We start from the raw sequence: 15,165 nt of genomic DNA on the forward strand, positions 1-15,165 counted from the left end.
GGACGCTCCGCGTCCAGTGACGCGGAGCGTCACGGGCTGCATTCCCACGCAGGAGCGTGGGAACGATCAATCGGCCGCTAATCGCGGATCAGTTCCCAAGCCTCTTCCATCGGCAGCGGTTGCTTCATGCGCTCGGTGAGTAACGCCATCGCTCTTTCTTTCTCGCAAGCCACGGCGGCGACTACCATACCGTTTCTACCGAACAGACCAATAAATGGCGGATGTTCAGGCTCGCCGAGAAACTCCACCTCATCCCAGTGCTCAGCGTGGCCGAGATAGTCGTAATTCTTGCCGAAATGCCAAGTCCAGAAGAACGGCACGTCGAGGTAATGCTCCTCGCCACCCAACATGTTGGCCGCGGCGATACGCGCGTGTTGCTGAGCCAGGCGCCAGTGCTCGATGCGTTGCAACTGGCCGTGGAGCGGAAACGTAGCGATATCGCCGATGGCCCACAGATTTTCGCTCACACGCAGGCCGTCATCGACGCGCAATGACTGATCCTTTTCCCTCGGCAGTGACGCGAACGCCTCGGTGGCCGGGTGCACGCCGACCCCTGCCAGCACCAGATCCGCCGAAAGACGCAGGCCATTGTCCAGCAATACGGCCTCGACTTTGCCATCGCCAATGATTTCGGTGGCTGCGTGCTCGGTGATGAATTTCACCCCGTTCTGTTCGTGCAGCGCGCGAATCGTTTTGCCCACGGCTTCGCCGAACTGGGCAGCGAAAGGAATCGCGTGGCGAGCCAGTACCGTGACGTCGAGGCCATACTGGCGCAGGGCCGAGGCGCACTCGAGGGCGATGAAACTGTCGCCGATGATCACCGCGCGGTGCTCGGGTTTGGCGGCATTCATTATTTGCTCTGCCTGGGATTTTGAGCGCAGGACGAAGACCTGCGGCAGGTCGGCGCCGGGCAATTCCAACGGATTGGGTTCACCGCCGGTGGCGAGCACGGCCGCGTCATAGCGCAGGGACTGACCGTCGCTCAGATGCAACGTCTGGTTTGCAGCATCCAGCGAGGTGATTTGGTTTTCCAGCCGCTCGATGCGCTGCTCTTTATAGAAGGTTTCATCTCGCAGCGGCGGCGCTTCCTCGGGTGGCATTTCCCCAGCGAGGACAAATTTGCTCAGCACCGTGCGGTCGTAACCGGCATCGGCCTCGCGGTCAATCATCACGATCCGGCCACCGAAACCCTTTTCCCGCAGCGCCGCTGCACACGCGGTGCCTGCCGCCCCGGCACCGACGATTACAAAAGTCCGCGAATCATCCGCCGGCGGCGTATGCGGATCCGGCAACGGCTGATCATCGACCCAAACCTCATCGCCACGCAGTTCCAGCGGATAACGCTTGAGGCTGTCGAGCGCCGGTGGCTCGCACAACGCGCCGTCCTCCGCGCGAAACGCAGCCTTGTGCCACGGGCAGATCAGCCGTCCGTGACACAACGCACCGTCAGCCAACGGCGCGCCGGCATGTGGGCATTCGCCCTGAAAGGCACGTAACTCACCGTTCGTGCGCAACAGCACAATCTTGCACTCGCCGATTTCAACTTGCAGGCCACGGTCTTCAGGGACATCGGCGATACGGGCGACACGGTGCAGGGACATGATCGGCTTCCTCGCGGGCATTTCTCTTGTGAGTTTGCGCCGCAGGGCGAGGTTCAGCCATTTGCCACTGCCACGGCACGAACGGTACAGCTATAGTTTGCAGGCCGACGACGGCCCCACTGCACAAGGTGCTCCCGGAATGACCCGATTGACCTCTCTCAACCCCTGGCTTGCGGCCCTCGCCGTCACCCTTTGCGTGCAGTTTCCAGCGCAGGCCCAGGAGCGTTTCACCCTGAGCATCCCGGGTGTTTCCGATAACCGCCTGTTCACCTCGGCAGCGGCCAGCGATGCGCCCGGTTGCGGTGGCAAGAACCAGTCGCCGGCCCTGAGCTGGAACGCAGGTCCTGCTGGTACCCAGAGTTATGCGATCGTCATGCACGACCCGGACGGCCAGAAAGGCCTGGGCGTCGATCACTGGATTCACTACGGCATCAAATCCACTACACGGCAGATTGCAGCGGGCGTCGGCGCTAAATCCGCATTCGAAGGTGTCGGCGGCACCAACAGCAAGGGCAACACCCACTACATGGGGCCGTGCCCGCCAGTGGGCGACAGTGCGCACCACTACATCATCCAGATCTACGCGCTGGATCTGGCGCCGGATGCCTTGCCGGCCGGCTTGACCCGCGCCGAGCTGATGGAAAAAATCAAAGGTCACGTGCTGCGTAACAGCAGTGCGGTGCGGCGTTATCACCGCTGAAAATATTTTTAGCGGCGTTTAACCCGAACTGAAAGGGCTGCCCGTCTCAGTGGATGAATGATCAATTTCATCCCGAGGTCAGCCCCCATGTCACTTCCTCTCTTGCGTCCTGTTGCGGTTGCTGTGCTACTGGCGCTCGCCGGTTGCGGTGCTTCGTCCACACCCGATTCCGTCGCTGTGCCAGCGCCGGCGCAGCCTGAGGTGCTGGTTCAGCAGGAAGCGGTCATGGCTGACACCTCAATGGCCAAGCGCGCGCTGTACAGGATGCCCAATGCGGGCAGTGCGCCGATGCCGTTGAGTGAAAGTTATCCACAGGGCTATCGCGATACCCAGCGCGAGCAGTATCAGGCGCTGGCCGACAACCCGATCCATAGCGTCGTCGAAACCCCGGTTTCAACGTTCAGTGCTGACGTCGATACGGGCGCTTATGCCAATGTCCGTCGCCTGCTCAATCAAGGCCGATTGCCGCCGGAAGGCGCGGTGCGGCTGGAGGAAATGGTCAATTACTTCCCCTACGAGTACGCGCTGCCCAGCGACGGCTCGCCGTTTGGCGTGACCACAGAATTGGCTGCGTCACCGTGGAACCCGCACACTCGCTTGTTGCGCATCGGCATCAAGGCGTCCGACCGTGCCGTGACGGAACTGGCCCCGGCCAATCTGGTGTTTCTGGTCGACGTGTCCGGCTCGATGGATCGCCGCGAAGGCCTGCCGATGGTCAAAAGCACGCTGAAATTGCTGGTCGATCAGTTACGCGATCAGGATCGCGTTTCGTTGGTGGTGTATGCCGGCGAATCGAGAGTGGTGCTGGAGCCGACTTCTGGACGTGAAAAAGCGAAAATTCGTACAGCCATTGAGCAATTGACTGCGGGCGGTTCGACCGCTGGTGCCTCCGGTATCGAACTGGCCTACCAAATGGCGCAGCAGGCCTTCATTCCCAAAGGCATCAACCGCATCCTCCTGGCCACCGATGGCGATTTCAATGTCGGCGTCAGCGACTTCGATAGCCTCAAACAAATGGCTGTGGATAAATGCAAAACCGGGATTTCGCTGACAACCCTGGGTTTTGGTGTGGATAACTACAATGAACACTTGATGGAACAACTGGCCGACGCCGGCGACGGTAACTACGCCTATATCGATAATCTGCGCGAGGCGCGCAAAGTGTTGGTGGATCAGTTGAGTTCGACCCTCGCCGTGGTGGCAAAAAACGTCAAACTGCAGGTGGAATTCAACCCGGCGCAGGTCAGCGAATATCGCCTGCTCGGCTACGAAAACCGTGCGTTGAAGCGTGAGGATTTCAGCAATGACAAGGTCGATGCCGGCGAAATCGGCGCAGGACACACGGTCACCGCGCTGTACGAAATTGTTCCGGCGGGTGAGAAGGGCTGGTTGGAGCCGCTGCGTTACGGCAAGTCGGAGCCGGTTGTTTCCGGGAAAAGCGGAGAATTGGCGATGCTGCGTGTGCGTTATCAACAGCCTGAAGGTGGGAAAAGTCTGCTGATCGAGCGGCCGATAGCCAATCAGACCGCGCCGGCTAGCGAGGATCTGCGTTTTGCTGCTGCCGTTGCCGCGTTTTCCCAGCAGCTCAAGGATGGCCGTTACACCGGCGACTTCAGCCTGAAAGACACGGAGACACTGGCCCGTGGTGCTCGTGGCGATGATCGCTTCGGTTTGCGTAACGAGTTCGTGCAATTGGTCGAATTGGCGCAAAGTCTGCGCACCTCGATCGCTTCGAACGCGCTGGCCACTGAACGACGGATTGAATAAGTGAGTCGTCTGAAAGGCTTCATCAGTCAGCTGTTTGCCTCGGCAGACAGCTCAACCGCCAGCAGCGATGAGTCGCTGCTGGCGCGTTATCGCGAGGGCGACGGCGCGGCGTTCGAGATCTTGTACGCGCGGCATCGTCAGGGTTTGTATTGTTTTCTGCTTGGATTAAGCGGCAAACCGGAATTGGCCGACGAGGTGTTTCAGGAGACCTGGCTGAGCCTGATCCGCAGCAGCAGTCAGCCACAAGGCCGGGCGACATTTCGTACATGGCTATTCCAGATCGCCCGCAATCGCTTGATCGATCACTGGCGTAAACACGGCGCCCGACAACCGCTGCACGACAGCTACGACGAGCAGGCACATGCCGTCAGCGATGAAGCGAATGATCCCGAACAACTGCTCAGCCTCAGCCGTGACAGCCAGCGCCTGGAAAATGCCTTGCAAACCCTGCCCGCCGACCAGCGCGAAGTGTTCCTGCTGCGCGCCCACGGCGACCTCGATCTGGCGCAAATCGCCAGCCTCACCGAAACACCGCTGGAAACCGTCAAAAGCCGCTTGCGCTATGCCCAGCAAAAACTGCGTCGGCTGCTGGCCGAGGAGGTACTGACATGACTGACGCCCGCCAGACACCGGAAGATCCGCTGATCAAGCATGTGCGTGAACAGCACAATGCCGAACCGCCAGCGCACCTTGATGCGTTGATCCTCAACGCTGCGCAGCGTCAAACCCCGGCGCCGAAACCAAGCCTGTTGCAACGCTGGCTGGAGATCTGCCGCAAACCACGCTGGCAAGTCGCGTTCGCCAGCCTCGTCGGCGTGGCACTGATGTTGTCGCTGGTACAGCGCGCCCCTGAACCGCTGCGCCAGTACGACTACGCCCCAGCCCCCGAACTTGCCGTACCCATGACCGAAACGGACTCAGCGCAACTGCACCGATTGTCCGCCCCGGCCGGCGCCATGCCGGCACCTGTGCCGATGATGGAAATGGCCGCGCCGATGCAAGATCAAGCCATCAGCGCCGATGAAGCCAAATTCAGCAAGCGCGCCGCCGCCCCGGCCAACGGCCTCGACGCACAACTGCGCGAAGTCCTGCGCCTGCGCGAATCCGGCCAATCGCAAGCCGCCGACAGCCTGTTCAACAACCTGCACAAACGCTACCCGAACGCTGATCTCGACGCCCGACTTGAGCAGTTGCGGAAAAAATGACCACTTGATCCACCAGCCATTTGGCATTGCCCCGCAAAAACGCGCACTATCGGGCTATTGCCAATGCGCTGGAGGACAACGTGGCAGCAAAAATTGACCGCATCGCCCAACTGCTCAACTGCCCGGAGAAGGGCGAAGAGATGCGGCGCGCGATTACCGAGACGCGTAAGGAGTTTCTGCTTAACCAGTCGGAAGAGGAAGTCGTCGATGAAGGCGACGTTTTTGAGGAGGTTGAGGAGGAAGAAGACGACGATGATTACGACGAGTTCGACTGGACGACGGAGTGACGTCGTTCGAGAACCATCGCATCGCCCACAAAAAAGCCCCGGACCATCACAGTCCGGGGCTTTCTCGTTTAAATCAATGGCGCACCAGGCGGGATTCGAACCCACGACCCCTGCCTTCGGAGGGCAGTACTCTATCCAGCTGAGCTACTGGTGCAGCGGGCGACATCATACCTAGGTCGGCTCGGGGCGTCCATGCTGGGTTTCGGCGTGGATTGTCAGTGCGCGTGTCGGCGCAAATCGCTGCATTCCATAAAGCTGTAACGTCCTGCAAAACCCTCGCTTGGCGCTTTCTCGGGACTGTTCTATGGTTTTGTTGCGGCTGAGGCTTTTGGCTCGTTGATCTGAAAAATTCCACAAACACGCCGTTTTTGTTCTTTTTTTCGAACGACCTATTGTCCTTTAACCCCTTTGATCCTACGATCCGTTTGAGATTTCAAACGCTCGTTGAGCGGATGTTGAAGCGCCAGTGGTTCGAATCGTCCACGGTTGATGCGCCACACCCGGTCACTGATTTCCCTGACGGCAGCCTTGCGAGGCGCCTTTCTACAATCATAATTTGCTCCGCGCAGGCCGCGGTGCTGTTAAGGAAAGCCGACATGCAGCTTAAAGACACCCTGTTGTTCCGCCAGCAAGCCTTCATTGATGGCGCTTGGGTCGATGCGGACAGCGGTCAGACGATCAAGGTCAACAACCCGGCCACCGGCGAAATCCTCGGTACCGTGCCGAAAATGGGCGCTGCCGAAACCCGCCGCGCCATCGAAGCCGCTGACAAAGCGCTGCCGGCCTGGCGTGCCCTGACCGCCAAAGAGCGCGCTGGCAAGCTGCGTCGCTGGTTCGAATTGATGATCGAGAACCAGGACGACCTCGCGCGCCTGATGACTCTCGAGCAGGGCAAGCCGCTGGCCGAAGCCAAGGGCGAAATCGTTTACGCCGCTTCGTTTATCGAGTGGTTCGCCGAAGAAGCCAAGCGCATCTACGGTGACGTGATTCCGGGCCATCAGCCAGACAAGCGTCTGATCGTGATCAAGCAGCCAATCGGCGTGACCGCTGCGATCACCCCGTGGAACTTCCCGGCGGCGATGATCACCCGTAAAGCCGGCCCGGCGCTGGCTGCCGGTTGCACCATGGTGCTCAAGCCTGCTTCGCAAACTCCGTTCTCCGCTTTCGCCTTGGCCGAACTGGCTCAGCGCGCGGGCATTCCTGCGGGCGTGTTCAGCGTGGTGTCGGGCAGTGCCGGCGACATCGGCAGCGAGCTGACCAGCAACCCGATCGTACGCAAACTGTCCTTCACCGGTTCGACCGAAATCGGTCGTCAACTGATGTCGGAATGCGCCAAGGACATCAAGAAAGTCTCGCTGGAACTGGGCGGCAACGCGCCGTTCATCGTGTTCGACGATGCGGACCTGGATAAGGCCGTCGAAGGCGCGATCATTTCCAAGTACCGCAACAACGGCCAGACCTGCGTCTGCGCCAACCGTCTGTACATTCAGGATTCGGTCTACGACGCGTTCGCCGAGAAGCTGAAAGTGGCTGTGGCCAAACTGAAGATCGGCAACGGTCTGGAAGACGGCACCACCACTGGCCCGCTGATCGACGAAAAAGCCGTGGCCAAGGTGCAAGAGCACATCGCTGACGCTGTAGCCAAAGGCGCAACCGTGCTGGCTGGCGGCAAGGCGATGGAAGGCAACTTCTTCGAGCCGACCATCCTCACCAACGTGCCGAAAAACGCCGCCGTGGCCAAGGAAGAAACCTTCGGTCCACTGGCGCCGCTGTTCCGCTTCAAAGATGAAGCCGAAGTGATCGCGATGTCCAACGACACTGAGTTCGGTCTGGCCTCCTACTTCTACGCTCGTGACCTCGGTCGTGTGTTCCGTGTCGCGGAAGCGCTGGAATACGGCATGGTCGGCGTCAACACCGGGCTGATCTCCAACGAAGTCGCGCCGTTCGGCGGCATCAAGGCCTCGGGCCTGGGCCGTGAAGGCTCCAAGTACGGCATCGAAGATTACCTGGAAATCAAATACCTCTGCCTGGGCATCTAAGCCCTGCAAGAGATCGCTGTAAACGCAAAGGGCACGAGAGCGCTGTCCCTTTGCGTGGTTTCAAACCGGAATTTTCTCTGCGGCCAGGAACGCCGTGGCAGTCGATCATCGCATGCTGCCACCGTCGATTTCTCCCGCTTAATCCTTGAACCACGCCGCCCGATGAGCGGCGAATGAGGACTGTAATGAGCAAGACTAACGCTGAACTGATGGCCCGTCGTACCGCAGCTGTTCCACGTGGTGTTGGCCAGATTCACCCGATCTTCGCTGAGTCGGCAAAAAACGCTACCGTGACTGACGTTGAAGGTCGTGAGTTCATCGACTTCGCTGGCGGCATCGCTGTACTGAACACCGGCCACGTGCACCCGAAAATCATCGCCGCCGTGACCGAACAGCTGAACAAGCTGACCCACACCTGCTTCCAGGTGCTGGCTTACGAGCCGTACGTTGAGCTGTGCGAAAAAATCAACGCCAAGGTGCCAGGTGATTTCGCCAAGAAAACCCTGCTGGTGACCACCGGTTCCGAAGCCGTGGAAAACGCCGTAAAAATCGCCCGTGCCGCCACTGGCCGTGCCGGCGTGATCGCCTTCACCGGCGCTTACCACGGTCGCACCATGATGACCCTGGGCCTGACCGGTAAAGTCGTGCCGTACTCGGCCGGCATGGGCCTGATGCCAGGCGGCATCTTCCGCGCGCTGTACCCGAACGAACTGCACGGCGTGAGCATCGACGACTCGATCGCTTCCATCGAACGCATCTTCAAGAACGACGCCGAGCCGAAAGACATCGCCGCGATCATCATCGAGCCGGTTCAGGGTGAAGGTGGTTTCTACGTTGCGCCGAAAGAATTCATGAAGCGTCTGCGAGCGCTGTGTGACCAGCACGGCATCCTGCTGATCGCTGACGAAGTACAGACCGGCGCTGGCCGTACCGGTACGTTCTTCGCCATGGAACAGATGGGCGTTGCTGCCGACCTGACCACCTTCGCCAAATCCATCGCTGGCGGCTTCCCGCTGGCCGGTGTTTGCGGCAAGGCCGAATACATGGACGCCATCGCTCCAGGCGGTCTGGGCGGCACCTACGCCGGTAGCCCGATTGCTTGCGCCGCTGCACTGGCGGTGATGGAAGTGTTCGAAGAAGAGCAACTGCTGGACCGCTGCAAGGCTGTCGGCGAGCGTCTGGTCACTGGCCTGAAAGCTATCCAAGCCAAGTACCCGGTGATCGGTGAAGTCCGCGCCCTGGGCGCGATGATCGCAGTCGAGCTGTTCGAAAACGGCGACAGCCACAAGCCGAACGCTGCTGCTGTAGCGTCGGTGGTGGCCAAGGCGCGCGACAAGGGTCTGATCCTGCTGTCCTGCGGCACCTACGGCAACGTTCTGCGCGTCCTCGTACCGCTGACTTCGCCGGACGAGCAACTGGACAAAGGTCTGGCGATCATCGAAGAGTGCTTCTCCGAGCTCTGATCTGCCCGTGTGACCTGATCGACAAAAAACCCGCTTCGGCGGGTTTTTTTATGCCCTTTGAAACACATCGGGCGCTTTAGCGCTGTATCGAATGGCCAGCATTGGCTAAGGTTCAGGCATTGCAAGGGAGAGCGCGCATGACTGCCGTTGATTTACCCGCTGTACCACGAGTGTTGATTGCCGAAGCTGACCCGTGGTCGCGCGACCTGCTCAAACAAGTGTTGCTGAACGTGCGTTGCGATGCCCGGCTGGACCTGTGTGCCGATGGCCAGCAAGCCCTGTCGATGCTCAGCGAAATTCCTTATGACCTGGCCATCGTCGATTGGGAGCTACCCGGCGTCGATGGCTTGAGCGTGTTGCGCAGCGTGCGTCAGCGCAAACGCAACCCACCGCTGCCGTTCATTCTGATGAGCAGCCGTAACGACAGTGCCAGCGTGCGCGAAGCGATTCCGCTGGCGCCCACGGCCTATCTGACCAAACCGCTGAACATGGAAAACCTGACCGAGCGTTTGCAGGGTTTACTGCTCAATGCCGGTGAAGAAGTGTTCTGTGAGGTGCCGGCATTGGCGCCGGGCATGACCTTGTCAGTGTTTCTTGAGCGTCGACGTGAGCAGGCCGACGGCGCGCCGTTGATGACCGATGTGCAGGTGGCGGTGAAGCGCAGTCTCAATCCCAATGGCCTCGATCTGAAGCTGCTGGAAGACGAGATCAAAACCGATCCACAAATCACTGCCGTGTTGATCGCTGCGGCCAACAGCGCGGCGCAGCACCATGGCGCGCCGGTGCAAACACTGGCGCAGGCCCTGCATCGTCTGGGCACCGGACAGAGCATGAACCTGATTCTGGGGCTGGCACTCAAGCGCAGCGCCAGGCTCAGTGATCCGTGTCTGGCGGACTATGCCGAACGTTATTGGGGGCTATCGCTGCACACCGCTGAATACGCGCGGACGTTGGCACGTCTGCTCGATCTCGATCAGGAGCGCTGCTATTGCGCGGGCATGCTCCATCGCTTGGGCGATCTGGCGCTGTTGCGCTGTTTGCAGGAATGGCAGCAGGCCGGCGGTGCGCTGGATGAGCTGGAGGAGGTCGGCGAGGCGCTGGCGGAGTTTGGTGCAGCTTACGGTTCGGCCTTGCGCACACGCTGGCGCTTGCCGCTGGAGCTGCGTGAGCTGATTGCGTCGGTGTATCAGCTCGGTGGTGGGGTGTATTCCCGTGAGGCGCTGGTGATGAACATGGCGGCGCAGATGGCGCGTCTGACGGAGCATGAGGGCGTTGAGGAGCTGGCGAAGAGTCGCACGGCGCGGTTGTTGAAGATCGGCTTGCCGGAATTGATGCGGATGCGCAAATAACCCTGACTCACCCACATTCCAAATGTGGGAGCGAGCCTGCTCGCGAAGGCGCAGTGTCATTTAGTACATCATTGTCTGATACGACGCTTTCGCGAGCAGGCTCGCTCCCACAGTGGGTTTGTGTTGAGGCGGGAGGACGGGGTCAGGCAGAAATAATCCGGTTCTTGCCCTGTCGCTTGGCCTCATACATGGCCGCATCCGCGCGGGCGAACAGGCTGTCGAGACTGTCGTCTTCCCCGGTAAGGCTGGTCAGCCCCTGGCTCACGGTGATGCCAAACGTCTGCCCGTCATGGCTGAAACTCAACCGCTGAATCTCCTGCTGCAGCCGCTCGGCCACCTGCATGGCCATGTCCGGTGCGCACCCTGGAAACACCGCTGCAAATTCTTCCCCGCCAATGCGTCCGAACAGATCCCCTCGACGTAACGACCCACGTCCACATTCGGCAATCCGCTGCAGCACGTTGTCGCCCTCCGGATGGCCGTAGGTGTCGTTGATCACTTTGAAGTCATCGATATCCAGCAGCAAAAACGCCATCTGCGAACCATGCACACGTGCCTCTTCGAACTCGCGGTTGGCGCATTCGAAGAAGTGGCGGCGATTGCTGCTTTGCGTCAGTACGTCGGTGGTCGCCAAACGATGCAGTTCGGTTTCCATCTGCTTCTTGTCAGTGATGTCTTCGGCAATGCCGACGATGATTACCGGTTGCCCCGGTTCGTCCTGACGGTTGATGAAACACTTGTCGCTGACCCAGCGCACCTGACCGTCGGCGGCGATGATGCGGTATTCGCGATCTTCCACCGCACCTTTGTGCAGCACTTCGGCAAGGCTGCGTTCGGCGTATTCCAGGTCGTCGGGGTAGATGCTGTCGCGCCATTGGTTGTAGTCGGCGAGCAGGAGGCCGGCGGAGCGACCGAAAATCCGTTCATAGGCGGGACTGACGTACAGCACCTGACGGGTTTCCCAGTTGAAAGCCCAAAGCACGGCGTTGACGCTGACCAGCAGCGAGCTGAACAGCTGCTCGCGTTCGCTCAGGCGGGCGACCTCGCCTTGGGCGTGCATCAACGCCATGAGGGTTTGCGCGGCCTCGGGCCACTGCGGGAAGGATGAGTCTTTTTGATTGTTGTTGACCATCGGCACAGATCTCAAAGGACGTGCCGCAATTCGACAACGGCCACAGTACAGCCCGCCGGGATGGCGAAGTGTCTTTGAGATAGGCGATTTTTGGCGAAGTTCCGAAGGGTGCACCCGGGAGCCGGGTGCACCGATCAACGGTCTCAGACCGCCGCAGGACGCAGCGAGTAGGTTTTCAGCTGGTCAGCGAATTCACGCAGGGACTGGATGCCACTGGCTTCTGCCTCGTGAATCCACTCTTTGATGGCGGCGAGCATGTCGTGGCCATTTGCGCTGGTCTTGACCCAGATCTGCTGCAGGGCCAGGCGTTTTTCGTAAATTACCTTCAACGCCTGACTGTGCTCGAGCATGGTCTGGATGCGCAAGTGATGACGGTCTTCCAGCAGGCTGGTTTCCCGTGACAGCAGGCGTTTGGCGCGGTGGAACTGGTGGCGCACCGAATGATCGACCTTGGCCAGCTCTTGCTTGACCAGCGGACCGATCACCAACTTGCGGTACTGGGCCATGATCTGGAAGCGGTTGTTGAGGATCGCCATGGCGGTGTCCATGTCCAGACTGCCCTTGCCTTCAACGCGGTGGGCAATCGGCGCTACACGCTGAACCTTGGCCAGACGCAGGAAGCAGAAGACTTTGATCCACGCCCAACCGAGGTCGAACTCCCACTTCTTCACCGACAGCTTGGCCGAGTTAGGGTAGGTGTGATGGTTGTTGTGCAGTTCTTCGCCGCCGATCAGGATGCCCCAAGGCACCAGATTGGTCGCCGCGTCGCGGCATTCGAAGTTGCGGTAGCCAACGGCATGGCCCAGACCGTTGATCACGCCGGCAGCCCAAACCGGGATCCACATCATCTGGATCGCCCAGATGGTGATGCCGATGGTGCCGAACAGCAGCAGGTCGATGATGCCCATGATTGCCACGCCCAGCAGCGGGTAGCGGCTGTAGACGTTGCGTTCGATCCAGTCTTCGGGGCAGTTTTTGCCGTAGATGCGCAGGGTCTCCGGGTTCTGCGCTTCGGCGCGGTACAGCTCGGCACCGGTACGCAGCACAGTGGAAAGACCTTTGATGACCGGGCTGTGCGGGTCGTCTTCGGTTTCGCATTTGGCGTGGTGTTTACGGTGGATGGCAGTCCACTCGCGGGTGTTCTGCGCCGTGGTCAGCCACAGCCAGAAACGGAAAAAGTGCTTCAGGCCGGCATTCAGCTCCAGCGAGCGATGGGCCGAGTAGCGGTGCAGATAGACCGTGACGGCAACAATCGTCACGTGGGTCATCAGCAGGGTGACTGCGACCAGAGACCAGGCCGACAAGCCAAGAAAACCTTCGTACCACATAGGCTATAGGGCCCTCGATAAAGATAAAAACAGCCGTTGCATTATCACCAAGCACACAGATAAAACCAGTCGCCCTTTCAGATAAGAGTCGCTGGATGTTTCTTGACCTATAATTCCAACCTTTTTGTAAGGACATGGACAGCCGAATGCCTGCCACTTACCGCGATGCATTGCGTGCAGCGCTGCTCTATCTCGTGCTTGCCGCTATATGGCTGCAGGGCACTGATCATTTATTAAACAATTTCTTCGATAACTCCGTCGATCTTGCCCGATGGCAACTGATCAACGGTTACTTCTTTGCGGCACTCAGCGCTGGGCTGATTTTTCTTGCGCGAGCGCGTTTGTGCACGTTCCTCGGAATCGGTGCACGGTTGCGCGAGCGCCACGTCGATCGCGAACGCTTGCGTCAGGCCGCGGCGGTATTCGATTGCACCCGCGAAGGCGTGTTGGTGACCAACCATCATGGGCTGATCGTGCACGTCAATCGCGCGTTCATGGAGATCACCGGTTATCAGCGTGAAGAAGTCATTGGGCAGCAGCCGAGTCTGTTCAAATCCGGCCATCATCCGCCAGGTTTCTATCAGGCAATGTTTGCCACCCTTGAGTCGCAGGGCGAATGGAGCGGTGAAATCTGGAATCGCCGAAAAAGCGGCGAGATTTATCCACAGTGGCAGACCATTCGGATTATTCACGATGATCAGGGCCGGCTCAGCCACTATGTCGCGGTGTTCTCCGATATCAGTGCGATCAAGGATTCCGAGCATGAGCTCAAACATCTCGCGCACCACGACCCGCTGACCGATCTGCCCAATCGTCTGCTGTTCAGCGATCGCGCCGAACAGGCGCTGGCCTCGGCGCAAAATCATAAGCGCGGCTGTGCATTGCTGATGCTGGATCTCGATCACTTCAAAATGATCAACGACAGCCTCGGACATAACATCGGCGATCACTTGCTCAAGGCAGTAGCGGCGCGCCTGCAAGAACTGTTTGGCCCCGGCATTACCCTGGCGCGGCTGGGCGGCGACGAGTTCGCGGTGTTGGCAGAGAGTTGTCCTCAGCCGGTGCAGGCAGCAGCGCTGGCGCAACGGATTCTCGATGCACTGAAGGAGCCGTTCAGCATTGATGGCAATCAGTTGTTCATCAACGCCAGCCTCGGCATCAGCCTGTTCCCCAGCGACGCGTTGAGTGCTGATCAACTCCTGCGCAATGCCGATGCGGCGCTGTTCAAGGCCAAGAGCAGCGGGCGCAACGGGTACGCCTTGTACACCGAAGAACTCACCGCCCACGCCCAACAACGGGTGGAAATCGCTTTCGAACTGCGCCGGGCGCTGGAGCAGCAGGAGCTGCGGGTTTACTACCAGCCCGTGCATGACTTGAAAGCCAGCCGCCTGATTGGCGTCGAAGCGTTGGTGCGCTGGCAGCATCCGGTGCGTGGTCTGGTCTCGCCGGCGGAGTTCATCCCGATAGCCGAGCGCACCGGTCTGATTGCCGAAATCGATGCCTTGGTGATGCGGCAGGCATGTCGGCAGATGTGTGAGTGGCAGCAGGCCGGGGTCGTGCTGTCGTTTGTCGCGGTGAATGTTTCGTCACGATTGTTCGCCCGGCGTGAGTTGTATCAACAAGTCGCGCAGGTGCTGCATGACACCGGTCTGGATCCGGCGTATCTGGAGCTGGAGGTGACGGAAAGCGCGGTGATGGATGATCCGGAGGTGGCGCTGGAGCAGATGCATCGTTTGCGTGAATTGGGCATTCGTCTGGCGATTGATGATTTCGGTACCGGTTATTCGTCGCTGTTGCGGCTCAAGCGCTTGCCGGTGCAGAAACTGAAAATCGATCAGGGCTTCGTCGCCGGACTGCCGTGGGATGAGGACGACGCGGCGATTGTCCGGGTGATCATCGCGCTGGCCCGGAGCATGGGCATGCAGGTGCATGCCGAGGGTATCGAGCAGGTTGAGCAGGCGGCGTTTTTGCTGGGACAGGAATGTGATTTGGGGCAGGGGTACTGGTTTGGGCGGCCGAGTCCGGCAAAGGCGATTGATTGGGCAAGGGCGCCGTTGATTAGCTAAGACAGGGGCAAACTTGTTCCTGCGCTCAGCAAAGGGGCGCTCTGCGTCGGCCCAAAATCGCGGCGCAGAGCGCCGCCGGCTGCATTCCCACGCGGAGCGTGGGAACGATCAGTTTTTCAGTTATATAAACATTCTTAAATAGTCTTTTTAAGAATATCCGTGCCTCTCTTATATTGCTCCCACGCCGAACGCAGTGCCGCCCACTGCCAGGCATATCCCATTCAAAGG

At 59.7% G+C, this 15,165-nt stretch carries 12 protein-coding genes and 1 tRNA gene; 9 read left to right on the forward strand and 4 right to left on the reverse strand.

Going from position 1 to position 15,165, the window contains the following annotated elements; translation table 11 throughout:
* Nucleotides 1-77: 77 nt before the first annotated feature.
* Nucleotides 78-1,601, reverse strand: coding sequence for an FAD-dependent oxidoreductase (locus HU718_RS01890; protein ID WP_186616267.1), 1,524 nt, complete (start codon nucleotides 1,599-1,601; stop codon nucleotides 78-80).
* Nucleotides 1,602-1,740: 139 nt separating this feature from the next.
* On the opposite strand from HU718_RS01890, the gene HU718_RS01895 reads away from it, so the two are divergent.
* From HU718_RS01895 to HU718_RS01915, 5 genes are all read left to right on the forward strand, one after another.
* Nucleotides 1,741-2,301 (forward strand): YbhB/YbcL family Raf kinase inhibitor-like protein, encoded by a 561-nt coding sequence (locus HU718_RS01895; protein WP_095047045.1) that lies wholly within the window; start codon nucleotides 1,741-1,743, stop codon nucleotides 2,299-2,301.
* An 87-nt stretch (nucleotides 2,302-2,388) separates the two neighbouring features.
* Nucleotides 2,389-4,068, forward strand: coding sequence for a vWA domain-containing protein (locus HU718_RS01900; protein WP_186616268.1), 1,680 nt, complete (start codon nucleotides 2,389-2,391; stop codon nucleotides 4,066-4,068).
* Between the two features lie 30 nt (nucleotides 4,069-4,098).
* Nucleotides 4,099-4,680: an RNA polymerase sigma factor gene (locus HU718_RS01905; protein WP_186616288.1), complete on the forward strand. Its 582-nt coding sequence runs from the start codon at nucleotides 4,099-4,101 to the stop codon at nucleotides 4,678-4,680.
* Nucleotides 4,677-5,273: a hypothetical protein gene (locus HU718_RS01910; protein ID WP_186616269.1), complete on the forward strand. Its 597-nt coding sequence runs from the start codon at nucleotides 4,677-4,679 to the stop codon at nucleotides 5,271-5,273. The genes HU718_RS01905 and HU718_RS01910 overlap by 4 nt, the downstream gene beginning before the upstream one ends.
* Nucleotides 5,274-5,293: 20 nt before the next feature.
* Nucleotides 5,294-5,560, forward strand: coding sequence for a hypothetical protein (locus tag HU718_RS01915; protein ID WP_189684066.1), 267 nt, complete (start codon nucleotides 5,294-5,296; stop codon nucleotides 5,558-5,560).
* A 77-nt stretch (nucleotides 5,561-5,637) separates the two neighbouring features.
* On the opposite strand, the gene HU718_RS01920 is transcribed toward HU718_RS01915, so the two are convergent.
* Nucleotides 5,638-5,714 (reverse strand) — tRNA-Arg (locus HU718_RS01920).
* Between the two features lie 442 nt (nucleotides 5,715-6,156).
* Here HU718_RS01920 and gabD point away from each other — a divergent pair.
* The 3 genes from gabD to HU718_RS01935 all read left to right on the forward strand — a co-directional run bounded on the left by gabD (nucleotide 6,157) and on the right by HU718_RS01935 (nucleotide 10,411).
* A complete protein-coding gene (gabD, locus tag HU718_RS01925; RefSeq protein ID WP_122661186.1) occupies nucleotides 6,157-7,599 on the forward strand; it encodes an NADP-dependent succinate-semialdehyde dehydrogenase in 1,443 nt (480 codons plus the stop codon).
* Nucleotides 7,600-7,784: 185 nt separating this feature from the next.
* On the forward strand, nucleotides 7,785-9,062 hold the full coding sequence (gabT, locus tag HU718_RS01930; RefSeq protein WP_007917687.1) for a 4-aminobutyrate--2-oxoglutarate transaminase: 1,278 nt from the start codon (nucleotides 7,785-7,787) through the stop codon (nucleotides 9,060-9,062).
* A 137-nt stretch (nucleotides 9,063-9,199) separates the two neighbouring features.
* Nucleotides 9,200-10,411 (forward strand): response regulator, encoded by a 1,212-nt coding sequence (locus tag HU718_RS01935; protein WP_150708639.1) that lies wholly within the window; start codon nucleotides 9,200-9,202, stop codon nucleotides 10,409-10,411.
* A gap of 142 nt (nucleotides 10,412-10,553) precedes the next feature.
* Here the strand turns inward: HU718_RS01935 and HU718_RS01940 are convergent, their stop codons facing one another.
* Together HU718_RS01940 and desA are read right to left on the reverse strand one after the other, a co-directional pair.
* Entirely contained in the window at nucleotides 10,554-11,543 is a 990-nt protein-coding gene (locus tag HU718_RS01940) for a GGDEF domain-containing protein (protein ID WP_186616270.1), read from the reverse strand.
* Nucleotides 11,544-11,686: 143 nt separating this feature from the next.
* A complete protein-coding gene (gene desA, locus HU718_RS01945; RefSeq protein ID WP_186616271.1) occupies nucleotides 11,687-12,871 on the reverse strand; it encodes a delta-9 fatty acid desaturase DesA in 1,185 nt (394 codons plus the stop codon).
* A gap of 146 nt (nucleotides 12,872-13,017) precedes the next feature.
* On the opposite strand from desA, the gene dibA reads away from it, so the two are divergent.
* Nucleotides 13,018-14,937: a phosphodiesterase DibA gene (dibA, locus tag HU718_RS01950; protein ID WP_186616272.1), complete on the forward strand. Its 1,920-nt coding sequence runs from the start codon at nucleotides 13,018-13,020 to the stop codon at nucleotides 14,935-14,937.
* Nucleotides 14,938-15,165 lie beyond the last annotated feature (228 nt).

It is taken from the genome of Pseudomonas tensinigenes (assembly GCF_014268445.2).
GTDB classification, from domain to species: Bacteria; Pseudomonadota; Gammaproteobacteria; order Pseudomonadales; family Pseudomonadaceae; genus Aquipseudomonas; species Aquipseudomonas tensinigenes.